This window comes from Sphingomonas sp. JC676 (genome assembly GCF_014489075.1).
Lineage (GTDB): Bacteria > Pseudomonadota > Alphaproteobacteria > Sphingomonadales > Sphingomonadaceae > Sphingomonas.
Map to the genome: position 1 here is coordinate 444,520 of NZ_JACTGR010000004.1, position 16,435 is coordinate 460,954.

Genomic DNA, 16,435 nt, shown 5'->3' on the forward strand with positions numbered 1-16,435 from the left:
ACAAATGACGGTGTCCCGGCAGGCTCCGGCCCGGCGGCGCTAGGCGCCGGCGCCCATATAGCGGCCATATTCCTCGGCATAGCGCAGGGCGATCCGTGCCTGGTCTTCGGCGCTTACCGACTCGGCGAGTTCGGTGAACCATGTCCCTTCCTCGGAATAGACATGGTGCGCGACCGCGCCCTCGATATGCCCGAGCTTGTCGAGATAGTCCTCGCTCATCGGATCGAGCCGCTCCAGCAGGCCCATTTCCATCTTGGCGGCCGACTGCTCCTGATAAGCGAGCTCGGCATGCCCGACCTGCTTGTCGGCGGCCAGCGCCGGATAGATCGCGGCTTCCTCCGCGATCGAATGTCCGGTGAGAAGGATACCCAGCTTCTTCTGTTCCGCGCGCCGCGTCGCCGCGTCAGGCGCAGCTTTCACCGCCGCGAACTGCGCCTCGATGCCGCGGTGATGGCCGAGAATCTGCGAAAGCCAGTCGCCGGGCCTGGCCGCAGCCTCGGCCTTTGCCCGCGCCTTGGCGCGTGCCTCGTCGCTCTCAGGCGGGGTGATCGCTGCTATCGCTTTGTCCAGTATCGACATGCTCGTCCTCCAGCTTTCTCGTATGCGCTAAACCGGTCGCGCCGCCGCGCGTTCCGCCAAGGTCACCCTGTCTTCGCCGTCCCGACGGCGGCGGGTATCGCCGCATCACGGTTAAAGGCGGCCGGTTTGCAGCGCCCTTCAGTCCTGTCCGGTCGTCTTGACGCTGACTTCGCGCGACAGCTTGTCGAGCGTCGCATGCAAGGCGGCGTTCCGCCGCTTCTCGCCGTCCAGCAGCACCAGCGCGAGCGACAGCGCGGACGCCGAGAGCAGCAGCGCGAGAATATGCAGCGGAGCGCCGGTGACGATCCATATTGCCGAGCCGGCAACGAGCAGCAGCTGAACCGCCGGACCCTTGATCCGCGATGCAGCTGCCGGAGCGTTTGCCGCTCCAGGCACGAATTGCGTCTTCAATTTCGAGATCCTTGCGTGAGTTGCCCGGCAAACGTTCCGGCCTAGTGCAAGCTTTGCGCTTGCCCGGGCGCGGACCACGGCACCGCGTCGAACCTGGTCTCGGCATCGGCTTCCCGCGCACGCCGCTCATATTCGGCCGACATCGTCGAATGTGCGATCGCGGCCGCACCGTCCTTGCTGGTCTCCGCCCGTGCCCGCTCGATCTCGGCGCGCCGCGCATAATAAAGCCTGTCGCTGTCTTTTTTCATTGCTCGTCTCACCATAGCTGCCCAGCTCGGGATCGAGGCAAGTTAAAGCGCCCGTCGGTCTGGAACCTTATACTGGATTACGAATGCCTGAAGATTGTCCCGGTCGTGCCTTTCGGCGCGGTATCATTCGAGCCTGGTATCGGCTATCATGCGGCATTGCCGGTCCTTCTTGGCCTATCGGTGACTGCGAGCCTCGTGCTCCCGCCAGCGGGAGACACGCATGAATTCGCCAGCAATCCTCAATACTATGCTCGAGCGACTGGAGCGGCACCGTCAGTTCGACGCCGAGGACCGTACCGCGGTCCTAGCGCTGCCCTATACGGTGCGCAAACTTCGCCCACACGAGCATCTGATCCGCGAAGGCGAGCCCGCGGAGAATTCGTGCCTGCTGCGATCGGGCTTCCTGTGCCGGCACAAGATTATCGCTGCGGGGCACCGCCAGATCGTGTCGGTCCATATGGCCGGTGACATGGTCAACATGCAGAACTCGCTGCTGAAGACCGCGGATCACAACGTGCAGGCGTTGACCGAGGCGGAGGTCGTTCTGATTTCGGGCCGCGCGATCATCGAGCTTGCCACCGCCCGGCCGAACGTCGCGATCGCGATGTGGCTCGACACGCTTATCGACGGCTCGATCTTCCGCGAATGGATCGCGAATGTCGGCCGGCGCGATGCGCGGTCCAAGACCGCGCATATCCTCTGCGAATTCGCGCTGCGCCAGGAGCGCGCCGGACTGGCCGCGCGCAGCCGATACGATCTGCCGATGACGCAGGAGCAATTGGGCGACGCGCTCGGCCTGACCCCGGTACATGTCAATCGGACCCTGAAGGCGTTGGAACAGGCAGGCCTTATCTCGCGCAACCGCCGTTCGGTGACGATTTCCGACTGGGATGCGCTGCGCGTCGCCGGCGACTTCGATCCCGCTTATCTTTATCTGGAACTCGCCGAAGGCGAGCGCAGCCTGGTCGCGTGACCTGGCGGCGATACGCGTCTGCGCATCAGCGCGGTTCGTTCTCGAGATAGAGATAGTCCGGGTTGAATTCTGCGATCGCATGAAGCCTCGCCAGGTCGAGGATACGCACACGCCCGCGCTGCATGTCGACCGCGCCGTCCTCGCGCAGCAGCTTGAGCGTGCGGTTGACGTGCACCGGGGTCAGGCCGACGCATTCGGCGAGATCCACCTGCGTGAGCGGCAAGCGAAACTCCAGTCCGTCGGTCAGCCCGACCAGCCCGAGCCGGACATGCATCTCCGCAAGAAGCTGGGCGATCCGCGCGACCGCCGAGCGGCGGCCCAGCGAAAGCTCCCATTCGCGGTGCACCGCTGCGTCCATGTTCGTCGTGAACCAGTAGAGACGGGTCAGGTGCGGATGGTCGTGGGAGAGCGCCCGCAACCGCTCGTGCGGGACGACTGCGATCTTGCAGGCGGTGAGCGCCATGATGTTGTGGTCGAGCCGCTTGAGCGTGAAGCTGTGCAGGTCGACAAAGTCACCCGCGACATGCAGCTCGCTTATCTGGCGCTGGCCCTCGCTCAAATCCTTGTAGCGGCACATCAGGCCCTCGAGGAGCAAAGTGGAGGTGGTGAGCCGCTGGCGCGCGCGGATCACCGTCGCCTTGGCCGGCACTTCGCGCACTTCCGCGACGAGCGCACGCAGGACCCGTTCCTCCTCGGCCGTGACCTCGTCACGCGCTCGAAGCTTGCGTAGATGCTTCTCGATCATTCCTTGTCCCCGCTGCGTGTCCGAAGTTCGACCGCATCGCTGAACGGTACTGACAGGAGAACGGATCCCGCTTCGTCGCAGATCTCGAGGCGGCCGTTGAGATCGACCAGGCCCGATGCGAGCTCCTCGCCGATGATCGAGCGTATGCCGCTCAGCGCCTGCACGCGTGCGGCCTCGAGGTCGGGCAATTCCAGGCCCTCCAGATCTTCCGTCAGCCCCGTTCCATTGTACACGTTGAAGAAATAGCGCTGCATCGAATCTACCCATTCGGTCCGGAGGTGAAGCCTGCCGAGATCGCCGCTGGCTTCCCGGTCGTGGGGAGCCAACCCTCCTGCGTGCCGCGGGTTGCGCGCGAACCCGCGGACTTGATTTCGATTATGACGAATTGCCGGTCCGGCATTGGAAACCGAAAGGGTGGACCGCACCGCTGGGCCGCTGCCTCGCGGCCGGGGGAGATCGATCAGGTCAGGCGACCGGACCGCTTCGGAAAGAATGTGCTGGTGCCGTTTGCATCGTCGGACCTGAGCCAGCCGTCGGCGCGCGCGGCGGACGACAGGATATGCGATCGCTGGTCGAGCGAAGCATCGTAGCGCGGAGCGCCGTCCCCATCGGCATCCAGACACACCCGCAGGAAGCGCGTCGGCCCCTGGCCCTCGGCCTCGCCATGCAAGATCGCCTGGCCGGCCTCGGGCGGCAGGCCGAGCGCGGTGCGGACTGCCTCGAGTACGAAGAACCGGAATCCGACCAGCGCGGCGACCGGGTTGCCCGGCAATCCGAAGTAAAGCGTGCCGGAGCGAAGGCGCGCGAACAATAGCGGCTTGCCCGGGCGCATCTCCAGCCCGTGAAAGGCGATTTCTCCCTGCCTCGCCTCGATGCACGCGCGCACGAAGTCGAATGCACCGCCGGAGACGCCGCCGCTCGAGCACAGGATGTCGACCCGACCGTCGGCCCGCTCGATCCTGGCGGCGATGTCGGCCGCGCTGTCACTGGCATGGCCGAGATCGAGCAGGCGCAGGCCGGCATCCTCGGCAAGCGCGGCGATCATCGGCCGGTTGGCATCGGCGATCGCGCTGGCCGACCCGGCGATACTTTCGGCGAGCTCGTCCCCGGTCGAGAAATAGCCGAGCCGGGGACGGCACCGGACCAGGACCTGGCCGATGCCGGCGGCGGCGAGCATGCCGATGCGCTCCGGATCGAGCCGTACGCCGCCGGTTCCGAGCACGGCGCCTCGCGCTACATCCTCGCCTTCGGCGCGAATGTTGGTCCAGGCGGCGATCGGCGCGGGCAGCCGCAAGCGGTCCCCCTCGATCGTCGCGCGCTCCCGGACCAGGACGGTGTCGGCTCCAGGGGGGATGGGCGCGCCGGTGCTGATCGGCGTGGCGGTCCCGGGAGCCAGCGTCGTCGCCGCGGCGCCGGTCGAAAGGGGCGGGTTCAGCGCAAGCGCGACCGGAGCGCCTTCGCTCGCGCCTTCGGTGTCGGCGCTGCGAAGCGCATAGCCGTCCATCGCCGAGCAGGCGAAGCGCGGTACGTTCGAGCGCGCATGCACCGTCTCGGCGAGGATCCGTGCATTGGCCTCGCTGGTGGCGATCGTCTCGACGCCGAGCCGCGGCGTCAGCCCGCGAATACGCGCAAGGCCTTCGGCGACGGTGAGGCGGTCCGCGCTAGCCATGCCGATAGGCCGACAGGTCGTCGGGTGAATTAATGTTGGTCGGCACGGCTACGAGCTCGACCGCATGGGCGCCGGCGGCCCGGGCCCAGGCGCGCAGCGATCGATCCTCGCTTCGTTCCAGATGCGCGTCCAGGAGCGGCGAGAGCGCGCAGGGCCAAAGGCCGATGACCGGAAGCTCTGCGACGAAAGCGGGGAGGGGGGCGCGCGAGAGCCGGGTCAGGAGGTCGTCCGGCAAGTCGGGGGTGTCGCAGGGCACGCTCAGCACGGCATCGAAGCCGGATGCTCCGCCATAAGCCAGCGCCGCGCAAAGCCCGCCGAGCGGACCGAGCCCGGACCGCGGGCGATCCTCGATAACCGGACCATATCCCGGGCGGCCGCAGACGATGATCGCTGCGGTCTGTCGGGACAGCGCGGCGCGGACATGATCGATCAGCGTCCGCCCATCCAGCAGCGCCCCGGCCTTGTCGCTGCCGAAGCGGCGCGACTGGCCGCCCGCGAGGATCGCGCCGAGCACCCTCACGGTAGGGGCCGCAACAGCGCGTCGGGCCGGGCGAGGACCCGCAGCGCCAGTCCCGCCTCGCGTGCGCGGGCGAGGGCGAGCGCTGTCGGCGCGGAGATCGTGGCGAGCATCGGGCAGGCGGAGAGCGCCGCCTTTTCGACCAGCTCATAGGAACAGCGCGACGTCAGCAGCGCGAAGCCACCGTCCCAGGCAAGCCCGGCGCGCAGCATCGCGCCGATCAGCTTGTCGAACGCATTGTGGCGTCCGACATCCTCGCGCACCAGGCGGATCGCGCCCTGTTCGCTGCAGGCCGCCGCGCCGTGGACCGCCCTGGTCGCGGCGCCGAGCGGCTGTGCGCCTTCGAGTGCGTGGAGCGCGGCGAATATGGCGCGATCCTGGCCGCCCCATTCTGCCGTCCGCTGCGGCAGCGGCCGCAAGGCCTGTTCGAGGCTCTCCACGCCGCACAGGCCGCACGTGGAATCGGCGGTCCGATGGCGGACCCGGTCCAGGACGCGCCCGGCAACGTGGGGGGCGAGCGTCATCCGCAGCAGCATGCCATGCTCGAGCGCGTGGACCTCGGCGTCGAGCAGATCCTCGGCGCCGTCGATCAGTCGCTCCGTCAGCGCGAAGCCATAGCCGAGGTCGAGCAGATCGCCCGGGCTGGCCATCAGCACGGCATAGCCGAGGCCGTTGCACTCGATCGCGACCGGCACTTCCTCGGCGATGGCGCGGCTGCGCGCTTGGGTCGCGCCATCGGCCCCGACCTGCTCGAAGCGAAAGGAAGACGCGCCGCTCAGGCGCAAATCCGGACCGGCACCGACTTGGCCGCGGGCACATGGCTCTGCTCGGCATGATGCTCGACCGGCATCAGCACATTGGCCTCGGGATAATAGGCGCCCAGGCATCCGCGCGGGATGTCGTAGGGCGTGACGATCAGGCCCTCGCGCCGGCGCAGCGTGCCGTCGCCGGCGTCGCTTTCGAGCGCGATGATCTGGCCCTCGACGACGCCCGCGCCCGGCATGTCCTCAGGATGGATGAACAGCACGTCGCGCGTGCCCTTCACGCCGCGAAAGCGGTCGTGATAGCCATAGATCGTGGTGTTGAACTGGTCGTTGGAGCGGAGAGTCATCAGCCGGAACCGACCTTCCGCGTCGCCGAACCCGGTCGCGCTCAATCCGGTCGGGACCAGGAACTCCGCCTTCTTGCTCGGCGTCTCCCAGATGCGCTCGGCCGCCTTGTTCCCCTTCCAGAAGCCGCCGGGGGTGAACAGGCGCTGGTTGAAGTCCTGGAAGATCGCCGGATAGGTCGCCTCGATCGCGTCGCGGATGCGGCCATAGTCGGCGACCCAGCCGTCCCAGTCGATGCGCGGGTTGGGCGGCAGGATGCGCTTGGCGATCTCGGCGACGATGCGCGGCTCGGAAAGGAGGTGCGGGCTGGCCGGCTTGGCCTTGCCGCGCGAGCCATGGATGCAGCTCGTCGAATCCTCCATCGACACCGCCTGCGGCCCGCTCTCCTGCACATCCTCCTCGATGCGGCCGAGACAGGGCAGCAAATAGGTAACCTTGCCCGGGAAGAGATGGTTGCGGTTGAGCTTGGTCGCGATCTGGACGGAGAGGTCGAGCCGCGGCCATGCCGCCTCCATTGCTTCCGTCTCAGGCACCGCGCGCAGGAAGTTGCCGCCCAGCCCGATCACAGCCTTTACCGAGCCCTGGATCACGCCGCGGCAGGTCTCGACGGTGTCGAGGCCCTTCTCGGTCGGCGGATCGAAGCCGTAGAGCTCCTTCAATTTGTCGACCGGCACCAGCTCTGTTTTCTCGGTGATCCCGACCGTGCGCTGGCCCTGGACGTTGGAATGACCCCGGACCGGCGTCGGCCCCGCGCCGGGCTTGCCGATATTGCCGCGAAGCAGCAGCAAATTGACCAGCACCCGGACATTCTCGACGCCCTTTACATGCTGGGTCAGTCCCATGCCGTAGATGGCGAGGACCGCCTTGGCCTTGGCATAGACCCGCGCCGTCTCTTCGAGCGCCGACTGCTCCAGCCCGGACTCACGGACGATATCGGCCCATTCGGCCTTGCGCGCATGGTCGGCAAAGGCCTCGAAATCCTTGGTGTGCTGCGCGATGAAGTCGCGGTCGAGCACCGGTGGATCGCCCACCGCCAGCGCGGCATCGTCCCATTCGACGAGGAACTTGGCGATGCCGAGCATCGCCGCGATATCGCCGCCCGTTTTCACCTGGTGATATTGGGTCGAGATCTGGGTCTCGCCGCCGGTCGCCATCTCGACCGGATTCTGCGGATCGGTGAAGCGCTCGAGCCCACGCTCCTTCAAGGGATTGAAGGTGATGATCTCGACGCCGCGCTTCCGGGCCGAGCGCAGGTCATGCAGCATCCGCGGTGCGTTCGATCCGACATTCTGGCCGAAGAACAGGATGCAGTCGCATGCCTCGAAGTCCTTCAGTTGCGTGGTACCGACTGGCACGCCGATCGCCGCCTTGAGGCCGACCGAGGTGGACTCATGGCACATGTTCGAGCTGTCGGGCAGGTTCTGGTTGCCGAACATCCGCGCCATCAGGCCGTACATGTACGAGGCCTCCAGGCTGGTGCGACCGGAGGAATAGAAGACGACCGACTTGGGGTCGAGAGGCCGCAGCGCGGCGCCGATCCCGTCAAAAGCTTCTTCCCAACCGCACGCGACATACTTGTCGGTCGCGGGATCGTAGCGCAGCGGATGGGTCAGCCGGCCATGCTGCTCGAGGTCGTAGTCCCGCCAGCCGCGCAATTCGCTCAGCGTATGCTGCTCGAAGAACGCGGGCGTCGTGCGGCGCGTCGTCAGTTCCCAGGCGGTCGCCTTTGCGCCTTCTTCGCAGAATTCCGCGGGGTGATGATCGGCGGGCTTCGCCCAGGCGCAGCTCACGCACATGAAGCCGTCGGGCTTGTTCTGCCGGGCGAGCTGGCGGATCGTGTCGGGCGTGACATGCTCGCGCGGCAAGATCTCGGCGAGCGAGCGGACCGAGCCCCAGCCGCCCGCCGGACCTTTATAGGGCTTGATCTCCGGCTTGTCCGAACGCTGCTTGGCCATGATCCAACCTTTCGCCATCTTCGGAACGGTCGGCCGGGATAATGGTTCATGTGCATGCAACAGCAAGGAAATTCGTTGTGATTCGACCGGTTTGGTACCGCCCCTCCGTGGTGCCGATCGGACCGAAGCCGGTCGCGGCGATCACGCATCCTCGCCCCGGCCCGGCGCGACCATGACGGGACTATGGCAATGACACAGACCGTGGCGGAGTTGCAGCGGCTGATGGAGATAGCCGCCGAGGCAATGGATTTCGAGCGGGCACGCACGCTGCGCGACCGGATCAACCTGCTGCGCGGCGGCGCTACGCCGGAGGAAGCGGCGCAGGCCGACACAACCGGGCTGCAGCGTCAGGGGCCCGGCGCAATGGGCCTGGGCACGAGCCAGCAGCGTGCCGTCCCGCCTGCAGGCTGGAAGCCGCCGCCCAAGCCCGATCCCATGACCCGCGGCACCGGCCGGCGCCAGGCGAGGAAAGCGCCGCGTTGAGCCCCGGGGCTCAAGCCTGGCTGGCCGGCTCGGAGATTGGTGGGAGCTTGCCGGCGACGATATCGTCATAGCGTTTCGCCAGCTCGCGGTTGGGGCGGGCTATCGCCGGGTCCCGCGCCTTGTCCGCGAGCGCCCGCTCGGCCTCGGCGCGGCGGGCATAATAGTCCGATGGACTGTCGGTCATCGATCGTTCCCTATCCAAAAGGCTTTCCACAATGGCCCGCACGCGTCCGCTTGCGATCGCGGGCGGGCGCTAGATGGGTTGCATCGCCGCGGAGGCAATACGGCCAGCTAAGTCACGGAAGTATATGCCGTTCCTGGCGCGAAATGGATGGCACGTTTTGGGCGATGCGGCATTCGCTGGCCATGGATGATGCACCATTTCGAGGAAGAACATGTCGAAGCTGGACCTCGAGCGCTGGGGACAGAAGCTGGCGCGCGCCTTTCCCGTCGAAGGCGAAAGCGAGCTGAGCAGGTTGCTGCGGTTCCTGGACGCGGTGCGCTGGCCCCCGCCGCCGCCGGCCGCCTGATCACCGCCGGCCGGCTCGCCTCTATTCCGCGCCGCTGCGGCGCGCGAGCAGCTCGTCGACCGAGGCATCGGCGGACTCGGCTTCGGCATCGCCCTTGCCCGCTTCCCGCTCGGGCGCATCGCGAATCGCGCAGATTTCCCCGTCGGTCAGGTGCTCGATCCCGATGAACTCCGGGCGCGCCTTGTTGGCCGCGCGGAGCAGCTCGTCGAGCTTTGCCTGGATCGCCGCCCGTCGCGGTTCTGGCTGTTTTTGGATGAGAAACACGGCGAGGAAGGTCAGTACCGTGGTCGCGGTGTTGATCACCAGCTGCCATGTGTTCGAATAGTGGAATACTGGCCCGCTGACTGCCCAGAGGATGCAGCAGAGCGTGGCCAGGATGAACGCCAGCGGGTGGCCCATCAAGGCGGCGCTGCGCGATGCGAGCGCGGTAAAGAATCGGTTCGCTGGCGATCATCCTCCTTCCTGATCACCGGCGAACGTTTCGCACGCATTATGGTGTCGCGCGGCGAAGACGAGCCTGGATCGGCCTCATTGCGGTGGACCGGCGGGATGGAGGCTCACGGCCGCGCGCGGCGTGACCGCCAGATCGCATAGGCACCTGCCATTGCGGCCGACGATACGACAAGGGCGGCCGTCAGCCGCGGACGCATCGCGGCCTTGGTGTAGGGGCTGATCTTGAATCCGGCCTCGTTCGGCGAGCGCTCGTCGCCATCGCTGCCGGGCGCGAACAGATTGCTGCCTTCGCTCTTGGGGATGCCGCGCTTGTGGAGGAACGGGACGATGATAGGGGCGAGGCGCTCGAACACCGCCAGGAAATGCTCGGCGAACAGCACTTGCGCCCTTCCGGCGCCACCGACCGTGATCTCGCGCCGGGGGTGCTCCGCGCAGCGCAGGATCGCCTCGGCGACGAGGCGCGGGTCATAGGGCGGGGGAGGGATCATCGCTTCGCCTTGCAGGTGGTTCGCGGCATGCACGCCGATCGGCGTCGCGATGCCGGAGGGTTTGATCAGCGAGACCGACACCGGCGAACCCGCGGCCTTGAGCTCGATGCGCAGTGATTGCACAAAGGCGCGCACCGCATGCTTCGACGCCGCATAGGCGCCCATGATCGGCGAGCTCATCTCCGCGGCAATCGACGCGACCGTGATCAGCGCGCCGCCGCGGCTTCCGAACAGCTCGAGCGCGACATGCGACCCGTTGACCACGCCGAAATAATTGGTGCGGAACAGGCGCTGATGTTCATCGTCCGGCGTGTCGGCGAGCGTCGCATAGATGGCAACGCCGGCATTGTTGACCCAGGTGTCGATGCGGCCGAACCGGGCGATGCCGGCTGCCGCCGCCCGCGCCAACGCCTCGCGGTCGCCGACATCGGCGACCGCGAAACAGGCTTGACCGCCTTGCGCTTCGATGCCGCGCACGATTTCTGCCAGTGCCGCCTCGTTGCGCGACACCAGGATCACCTTCGCGCCGCGCGACGCGGCGAGGCGCGCAGTGACGAGCCCGATGCCCGAGCTCGCCCCGGTGATGAGAATTGTCTGGTCGCCGATTGGCGGCATCTCAGGATGCCGCCCGACAATCGGGTGCGCGGCCTGCCTGGCAGTTGGGGTCACGCGTCGCCGCTGCCGGGCTCGGCCATGCCGCGGTGCATTTGCGCCGGCACCGATTGCGGCAGCACGCCGGCCGCCGCGACCTGGAGCTTGTTCTTCCAGCCCGAGATGATCGTGTCCTTGCCGGACATCAGCGCGTCCCAGCCATGCTTGGCGACATCGGCCGGGTCGGACTTGCTCTCCGACTGACCGACCTTGGTGTCGTCCATCCCGGCGCGGTGGAAGAAATTGGTTTCGACCGGGCCTGGCTCGAGCGTGGTGAGCGTGATGCCCGCATGCTCCTTCAGTTCGTTACGGATCGCCGCGGTGAAATTGTCCACGAACGCCTTGGTGCCATTATAGACCGCAGCGAAGCTTCCCGGCATCCAGCCGGCGATCGAGCCGGTGACAAGTACCTTGCCCTGGCCTTGCGCGACCATCTGCCTGAGCACCTTCTGGAGCAGATAGACCGTGCCGGTGATGTTGGTGTCGATCACATGACGCCAGTCCGCGATGTCCTGATCGAGAAACGCGCCGCCCAGGCCGTGGCCGGCATTGGCGCATAGCAGGTCGATCTGGCGGCCCTCGGCTGCGCTCAGCAGCCGGTCAACGCCTTCGACCGTGGACAGATCTACTTCGAGGGTCTCTGCACCGGCGATGCCGGCGCTTGGATCGACGAAGGGCGTGTCGGCGACGAGCAGCAGCGCATAGCCGTCCGCTGCGGCGAGCTTCGCCAGCTGCGCGCCAATGCCGCTCGAGGCGCCGGTAATGATTCCGAATTTCGCCATGATGCTTATTCCGCTGCGAGCGCAAGGCCGGGCTTGAGCACGACCTTGGTCACTTCGTTCTGGTTGTCGTGGAACATCTTGTAGCCCTCGGGCGCCTGCTCCAGCGGCAAGGTGTGGCTGATCAGGAAGGTGGTATCGATCTTGCCCTCCATGATCGCGTTGAGCAATGCCGGCATGTAATGCTGGACGTGCGTCTGGCCGGTCTTGAGGGTCAGGCCCTTCTCCATGAAGGCGCCGAGCGGGAACTTGTCGACGAAGCCGCCATAGACTGCCGGCATCGAGACCCGGCCGCCCTTGCGGCAGGCATGGATCGCCTGGCGGATCGAATGGATGCGGTCGGTGCCCAGGAAAGTCGACGCCTTGATCTGGTCGATGACGTTGTCGACGAAAAAGCCGTGCGCTTCGAGCCCGACAGCGTCGATCACCGCATCGGGGCCGATCCCGCCGGTCATTAGCATCAGCGCCTCATAGGTCGCGCTTTCCTCGAAGTTGATCGTCTCCGCACCGAACTTCTTCGCGAGCTCCAGCCGGTGCGGAAAATGGTCGATCGCGATCACGCGCTCCGCGCCCATCAGGAAGGCCGACTGGACCGCGAACAGGCCGACCGGGCCGCAGCCCCAAACCGCGACGGTGTCACCCGGCTCGATCCCGGCATTTTCCGCCGCCATCCAGCCGGTGGGCAGGATGTCCGACAGGAATAGCACCTTCTCGTCCTCGATCCCGTCCGGAATGATGATCGGACCGACATCCGAGAAGGGGACGCGGACATATTCCGCCTGGCCGCCGGCATAGCCGCCGGTCAGGTGGCTGTAACCGAACAGCCCGCTCATCGGCGTGCCGTACATTTCCTGGCCGATATCCTGATTGTCGGCGGGAAGGCCGTTGTCGCACGCCGAATATTGGTGCTTGCCACAATGATAGCAGCTGCCGCAGGCGATGGTGAACGGCACCACGACCCGCTGGCCCTTTTTCAGCGTCGACTTGGCGCCGGTCTCGACTACTTCGCCCATGAATTCATGGCCGAGAATGTCGCCGGCCATCATCGTCGGGATATAGCCGTCATAGAGGTGGAGGTCCGAGCCGCAGATCGCAGTCGAGGTGATCTTGATGATCGCGTCGCGGGGGTTGAGGATCTCGGGGTCGTCGACCGTGTCGACGCGGACGTCGTGCTTGCCGTGCCAAGTGAGCGCGCGCATCAGTTCTTCTCCTCTTCGAGCTGCGCCCGGGTGCGTGACGACGTGGCGATCTCGCCAGTTTCCATGAGCTGCTTGAAGCGGCGTAGGTCGCGCCGCGCCTGGATGGCGGGCTCACGCTGGAACATCTTGGCGATCACCTTGCCGATCACGCCGGCAGGCGGATCGTAGAGGATGGTCGCCGTGACCACCGTGCCGCGCGCGCCCGCGTCGCGGAATTCGATCCGGCCGCTGTTGGGCACCTCGGCGCCTTCGTCCGAGGACCAGGCGATCAACGCATCCTCGATCTCTTCGGTGACGGTGGCGTTCCATTCGACGGTCTTGCCGCCGGGCGCCTTGACCACCCAGTGCGAACGGCTGGGCGAGACCACGTCAATCCGCTCGACATTGTCCATGAAGGCCGCGAGGTTCCCGAAGTCGCGCCAGAAGGCATAGAGCTCGTTACGGGGTCTGTTGATCGTCACGGCGCGCCCGATCAGCGTATCGCCGCGCGGCTCGATGAGTTGCTCGGTCGCAATGTCGACCGCGGCGGAGGCATGTTTCGAAGTCGCAAGCGGTGCGTCGTCCTGCCGCGCAGGATCGAGGGTGTCGGGCATGGGCGGCTCCTTGGATATAGTCCACCCAAGAACCCCCTCGCGCGCTGGCCGTTCCGCCAAAGCGCGCCCAAGCGCAACGAAATTACGCTTTTCTATCAAATACTAACCTGGGTTAGCAAGCGGCGCATCATCGAAGCTGGCTCTCCTTGCTGCCGCGCCGGTTGTATCGACCGGCACCGTTTCGAAACCGGCTGCTTCGAGCATCGCGATCAGGCGCTCCTGGCCTTGGGCGACCAGGATCGTACGTCCGGCGAGCGACAGGATGTTGCAACCGAGCTGACGCGCCTCCTCGACCCGTGCCGGCAAGATCCGGATGCCGCGCAGCTCGAGCGATGCGAGAAATTCCGGCGGGAGCGCCTCCACCCACGCCAGGGCCGTGTTGGCGTCGAGCATGCAGAAGAGCGTGTCGAGGTGCAGGTGCTCGAGATCGAACCGGCAGAAGAGGACCTCCCAGCCGCGCGCGCGGAACTGGTCGGCCAGGCTATGCGCACCGACGACGGTGGTGCGCTCGCCGGACAGGCCGATGACCGCAAGACGATCGCGAGCAACGCAGACGTCTCTGCCCTCGATTGTGCCGCGCTCGATCACGCCCGGCCGGGCGCCCGTGATCGTGGCGAGGGTGCGCTCGACATGCGCCCGCTCGTAGCCGCGATGCCGGCAGGGCGGGGTTGAGCAGCACTGGCTCCCAGGGCGTCATGACGGCGCAGTCGCGCGTGAAGCAAAGATCGGGAAGGTCCGGCTTGGGCGGCAGCATATGGCAGCGCACGCCCAGCTGCTCCAGCGTTGCCCGGAGCTGGCGATGCTGCCCGAGCGCCCTAGCAGTGTTCGTCTCGTACCCGTGGTCCAAACTCTCGCACGTGACCGAGCAGCACGGAACCGGACTGAGATGCGCGGCGCTGCACAACAGGACGTCTGACAGCCGGTCGCTCTCGCTGCGCACCGCCCAGCGGGTGGACTTGTGCCGCGTCGCCAGGCCGGCAGGGATGCTGAGGAATTCGGGTTTCATAGAGTCTCAATGAAGAATGGTGTGCCATGATTGCCCGGGTCGAACTGGATCACTGCGCTGCCGCGGCAGGGGCAAAAGGGGCATAGGGTACGCAGCGAGCTCGCAACACTATCAAGGTCGATCGACCATCTTGCGTTCTGGCATGAAGCACTCCCGTTAGAGCTCGACCTAACCCACCGGCGCCCCGGAAGTTGCCTGCGCGACCGGTACCTTAACTTCGGTTATAACGATTAGGGCGCAGGGTAATCGCCGATTTTTGTTGCAGGCGCCGTACGGCGCTGCGGAACTAGTTGCCGGCCGAATACGCGAACTTATACCGTGTTAGTGCGTCGGTCGTCCGCCTGGACTAGCGTTCCTCGACTGGAAGGATGCATATGGACGACAGGCATTATTTCGCGACGCGCGCGCAGGCCGAGCGCGCCGCGGCGAGGGCGGCCGCCGACCTGGCCAGCGCTCGCATACACCGCGACCTCGCTATGACTTATGAGCAGCGCGCGGGGTTGGACGGCGCGGCACCGGACGGCGCCGCCGCCGCGTCGAGCCTCGCGGACGATCAGGCCCGCCAGTTCGTCGACCGGCCTCGGCCGAGCGTATCGTCGCCTCCGATCCCGCTGTTCCGAAACTAGGGCCGGGCGGCACGGGACCGCTTGGTCATGAGGACAACCGCCATCTGTGCTGTCATTGTGCGTCCGTACAGCCCTCGTCGAGTTGCGCGCGTTCCAGCCTATCGTTGCGGCGCGCCGCATGCCTCTCGCTGATGGGGCGTCGATACGGTGCAGGGCGGCTGATCCAGATCCCGTTTTCGACTCTGTGCCGTCAGTCCGCCTTCGCCGTCCCAGTCGGGATCTTCTCGACGTCCCCGGCGATGAGGTTGACCGACGTCGGATAGGCGAAGTCGATATGGTTGGCGTGGAAACGCTCCAGCACCGCCGCCGCCACACGGTCGCGTGCCTCGGCCGGGAAATCGATCTCGACCGATTCGAACTCGAGATCGTAGCTTAGGCCGGCGTCGGAGAAGCCGTTCAGCCCGCCATGGACCAGGACATAGCCTTCGCTCTCGACGGCTTCCTTGAGCAAGCCGGGCAGCGAGCGAACGAGGTCGGGATCGATGCCGTAGCCGAGATGGAAGTCGAACTTGAAGCGGTTGCGCGCGCGCCGGGTCGTGTTGAGGATCTCGAAGTCGAGCAGCTTGCGGTTGGCGATGATCCGCTCCTCGCCATTGCCGCCGCGAACCCGCGTCGACTTGAGGCCGATCGCCTCGACCGTCCCGGCCCCCGACCCTTTGTCATAGGAAATCGAGTCGCCCAAGCGGAACGGCCGGTCGAAGATGATGGCCAGCGCCGCGAACAGGTCTGCAAAGACACCCTGGGCGGCCAGGCCGATAGCGATGCCGCCGACGCCGAGCCCGGCGACGAGACCGGTCACGTTGACGCCGAGATTGCTGAGCACCAGCACCACCGAGATCGCGAACAGGACGATCGTTACGAGCAGCCGGATGATCCCGAGCGCGCTGGCAAGGCCATGGTCGTGGCCGGGGTCGGCCTGGGTGCGATGCTCGATCGCGCCGAAGATGATCTCGCGCGCCCAGATCGCCGCCTGGAATACCGCGGCGATAGTGAACAGGAAGACGATTGTCGCGTGGATGAGTGGCGGCGCATCGGCATAGCCGATTACCAGCCGCGCCGAGGTCATGATCATGAAGAAGGTGCCGGTCTTCGCCAGCGCCCGTCCGATAATGCTGTACCAGGTGGCGACGCCCTCTCCGCGTTTGCAGAGCCGTATCGCCCAGCCGCGCAGCAGCAGGAGGAGACCGAAGATCCCGACGCCGATGGCGATCGCGACGGCGATCGCCAGCCAGTGCGTGGTGAACCATGCGCTGGCGTCGCCCGCCACGCCGCGGACCTGGGCGATCAGGTCGCCTCTATGAAGGCCTTCGATCGGCGGGGCTATCGTATTGGAGTTGCTCATGCGGCCCGAAATCATGAGCGCGGGCGGGGGTTCCCGCTTTTCGCTGCGACGCAGTAAATCTCCTGGCCGATGGTGCTTT

General features: G+C 66.4%; 20 protein-coding genes and 1 pseudogene. 4 read left to right on the top strand and 17 right to left on the bottom strand.

Annotation, left to right across the window (positions count from 1 at the left end; all coding sequences use genetic code 11):
- Positions 1-39: 39 nt before the first annotated feature.
- The 3 genes from IAG41_RS15600 to IAG41_RS15610 form a co-directional block, all read right to left on the bottom strand.
- Positions 40-579, bottom strand: a complete 540-nt coding sequence (locus IAG41_RS15600; RefSeq protein ID WP_187729568.1) for a hemerythrin domain-containing protein — start codon at positions 577-579, stop codon at positions 40-42.
- 138 nt (positions 580-717) lie between these two features.
- Complete coding sequence (locus tag IAG41_RS15605; protein ID WP_187729569.1) at positions 718-990, bottom strand: hypothetical protein; 273 nt, start codon at positions 988-990, stop codon at positions 718-720.
- 41 nt (positions 991-1,031) lie between these two features.
- Positions 1,032-1,238 (bottom strand): hypothetical protein, encoded by a 207-nt coding sequence (locus tag IAG41_RS15610; RefSeq protein ID WP_187729570.1) that lies wholly within the window; start codon positions 1,236-1,238, stop codon positions 1,032-1,034.
- Between the two features lie 220 nt (positions 1,239-1,458).
- Between IAG41_RS15610 and IAG41_RS15615 the strand changes: the two genes are divergently transcribed.
- On the top strand, positions 1,459-2,211 hold the full coding sequence (locus IAG41_RS15615) for a Crp/Fnr family transcriptional regulator (protein ID WP_187729571.1): 753 nt from the start codon (positions 1,459-1,461) through the stop codon (positions 2,209-2,211).
- 25 nt (positions 2,212-2,236) lie between these two features.
- Here IAG41_RS15615 and IAG41_RS15620 read toward each other — a convergent pair whose 3' ends face one another.
- From IAG41_RS15620 to IAG41_RS15645, 6 genes are all read right to left on the bottom strand, one after another.
- On the bottom strand, positions 2,237-2,956 hold the full coding sequence (locus tag IAG41_RS15620) for a Crp/Fnr family transcriptional regulator (RefSeq protein WP_187729572.1): 720 nt from the start codon (positions 2,954-2,956) through the stop codon (positions 2,237-2,239).
- Entirely contained in the window at positions 2,953-3,210 is a 258-nt protein-coding gene (locus tag IAG41_RS15625) for a DUF6894 family protein (RefSeq protein ID WP_187729573.1), read from the bottom strand. The genes IAG41_RS15620 and IAG41_RS15625 overlap by 4 nt, the downstream gene beginning before the upstream one ends.
- Positions 3,211-3,416: 206 nt before the next feature.
- Positions 3,417-4,625 carry a molybdopterin molybdotransferase MoeA gene (locus IAG41_RS15630; protein ID WP_187729574.1) on the bottom strand — a complete coding sequence of 403 codons (1,209 nt, stop codon included), beginning with the start codon at positions 4,623-4,625 and terminating at the stop codon, positions 3,417-3,419.
- Positions 4,618-5,145: a molybdenum cofactor guanylyltransferase gene (locus IAG41_RS15635; protein WP_187729575.1), complete on the bottom strand. Its 528-nt coding sequence runs from the start codon at positions 5,143-5,145 to the stop codon at positions 4,618-4,620. The genes IAG41_RS15630 and IAG41_RS15635 overlap by 8 nt, the downstream gene beginning before the upstream one ends.
- Positions 5,142-5,921: a formate dehydrogenase accessory sulfurtransferase FdhD gene (locus tag IAG41_RS15640; RefSeq protein ID WP_262408720.1), complete on the bottom strand. Its 780-nt coding sequence runs from the start codon at positions 5,919-5,921 to the stop codon at positions 5,142-5,144. The genes IAG41_RS15635 and IAG41_RS15640 overlap by 4 nt, the downstream gene beginning before the upstream one ends.
- The gene (locus IAG41_RS15645) at positions 5,918-8,206 is read right to left on the bottom strand and encodes an FdhF/YdeP family oxidoreductase (protein ID WP_187729577.1); all 2,289 of its coding nucleotides are present in this window, start codon (positions 8,204-8,206) and stop codon (positions 5,918-5,920) included. The genes IAG41_RS15640 and IAG41_RS15645 overlap by 4 nt, the downstream gene beginning before the upstream one ends.
- A 189-nt stretch (positions 8,207-8,395) precedes the next feature.
- Here IAG41_RS15645 and IAG41_RS15650 point away from each other — a divergent pair, with 189 nt between their 5' ends.
- Positions 8,396-8,689 carry a UvrB/UvrC motif-containing protein gene (locus IAG41_RS15650; protein WP_187729578.1) on the top strand — a complete coding sequence of 98 codons (294 nt, stop codon included), beginning with the start codon at positions 8,396-8,398 and terminating at the stop codon, positions 8,687-8,689.
- 10 nt (positions 8,690-8,699) lie between these two features.
- On the opposite strand, the gene IAG41_RS15655 is transcribed toward IAG41_RS15650, so the two are convergent.
- The gene (locus IAG41_RS15655; protein WP_187729579.1) at positions 8,700-8,873 is read right to left on the bottom strand and encodes a hypothetical protein; all 174 of its coding nucleotides are present in this window, start codon (positions 8,871-8,873) and stop codon (positions 8,700-8,702) included.
- Between the two features lie 211 nt (positions 8,874-9,084).
- On the opposite strand from IAG41_RS15655, the gene IAG41_RS23270 reads away from it, so the two are divergent.
- Complete coding sequence (locus IAG41_RS23270; RefSeq protein WP_262408688.1) at positions 9,085-9,219, top strand: hypothetical protein; 135 nt, start codon at positions 9,085-9,087, stop codon at positions 9,217-9,219.
- 21 nt (positions 9,220-9,240) lie between these two features.
- Here IAG41_RS23270 and IAG41_RS15660 read toward each other — a convergent pair.
- The 6 genes and pseudogenes from IAG41_RS15660 to IAG41_RS15685 form a co-directional block, all read right to left on the bottom strand.
- Positions 9,241-9,660 (bottom strand): annotated as a pseudogene (locus IAG41_RS15660) (low affinity iron permease family protein); the annotation flags it as partial.
- Between the two features lie 116 nt (positions 9,661-9,776).
- Positions 9,777-10,775: an SDR family oxidoreductase gene (locus tag IAG41_RS15665; RefSeq protein ID WP_187729581.1), complete on the bottom strand. Its 999-nt coding sequence runs from the start codon at positions 10,773-10,775 to the stop codon at positions 9,777-9,779.
- A 50-nt stretch (positions 10,776-10,825) separates the two neighbouring features.
- Positions 10,826-11,596: an SDR family NAD(P)-dependent oxidoreductase gene (locus IAG41_RS15670; protein WP_316251172.1), complete on the bottom strand. Its 771-nt coding sequence runs from the start codon at positions 11,594-11,596 to the stop codon at positions 10,826-10,828.
- 2 nt (positions 11,597-11,598) lie between these two features.
- A complete protein-coding gene (locus tag IAG41_RS15675; protein ID WP_187729583.1) occupies positions 11,599-12,789 on the bottom strand; it encodes a zinc-dependent alcohol dehydrogenase in 1,191 nt (396 codons plus the stop codon).
- Entirely contained in the window at positions 12,789-13,382 is a 594-nt protein-coding gene (locus tag IAG41_RS15680) for an SRPBCC family protein (RefSeq protein WP_187729584.1), read from the bottom strand. The genes IAG41_RS15675 and IAG41_RS15680 overlap by 1 nt, the downstream gene beginning before the upstream one ends.
- A 102-nt stretch (positions 13,383-13,484) precedes the next feature.
- Positions 13,485-13,991, bottom strand: coding sequence for an arginine deiminase family protein (locus IAG41_RS15685; RefSeq protein ID WP_316251173.1), 507 nt, complete (start codon positions 13,989-13,991; stop codon positions 13,485-13,487).
- A gap of 771 nt (positions 13,992-14,762) precedes the next feature.
- Between IAG41_RS15685 and IAG41_RS15690 the strand changes: the two genes are divergently transcribed.
- Entirely contained in the window at positions 14,763-15,014 is a 252-nt protein-coding gene (locus IAG41_RS15690) for a hypothetical protein (RefSeq protein WP_187729586.1), read from the top strand.
- Between the two features lie 190 nt (positions 15,015-15,204).
- Here IAG41_RS15690 and IAG41_RS15695 read toward each other — a convergent pair whose 3' ends face one another.
- Positions 15,205-16,356: a mechanosensitive ion channel family protein gene (locus IAG41_RS15695; RefSeq protein WP_187729587.1), complete on the bottom strand. Its 1,152-nt coding sequence runs from the start codon at positions 16,354-16,356 to the stop codon at positions 15,205-15,207.
- Between the last annotated feature and the right edge of the window lie 79 nt (positions 16,357-16,435).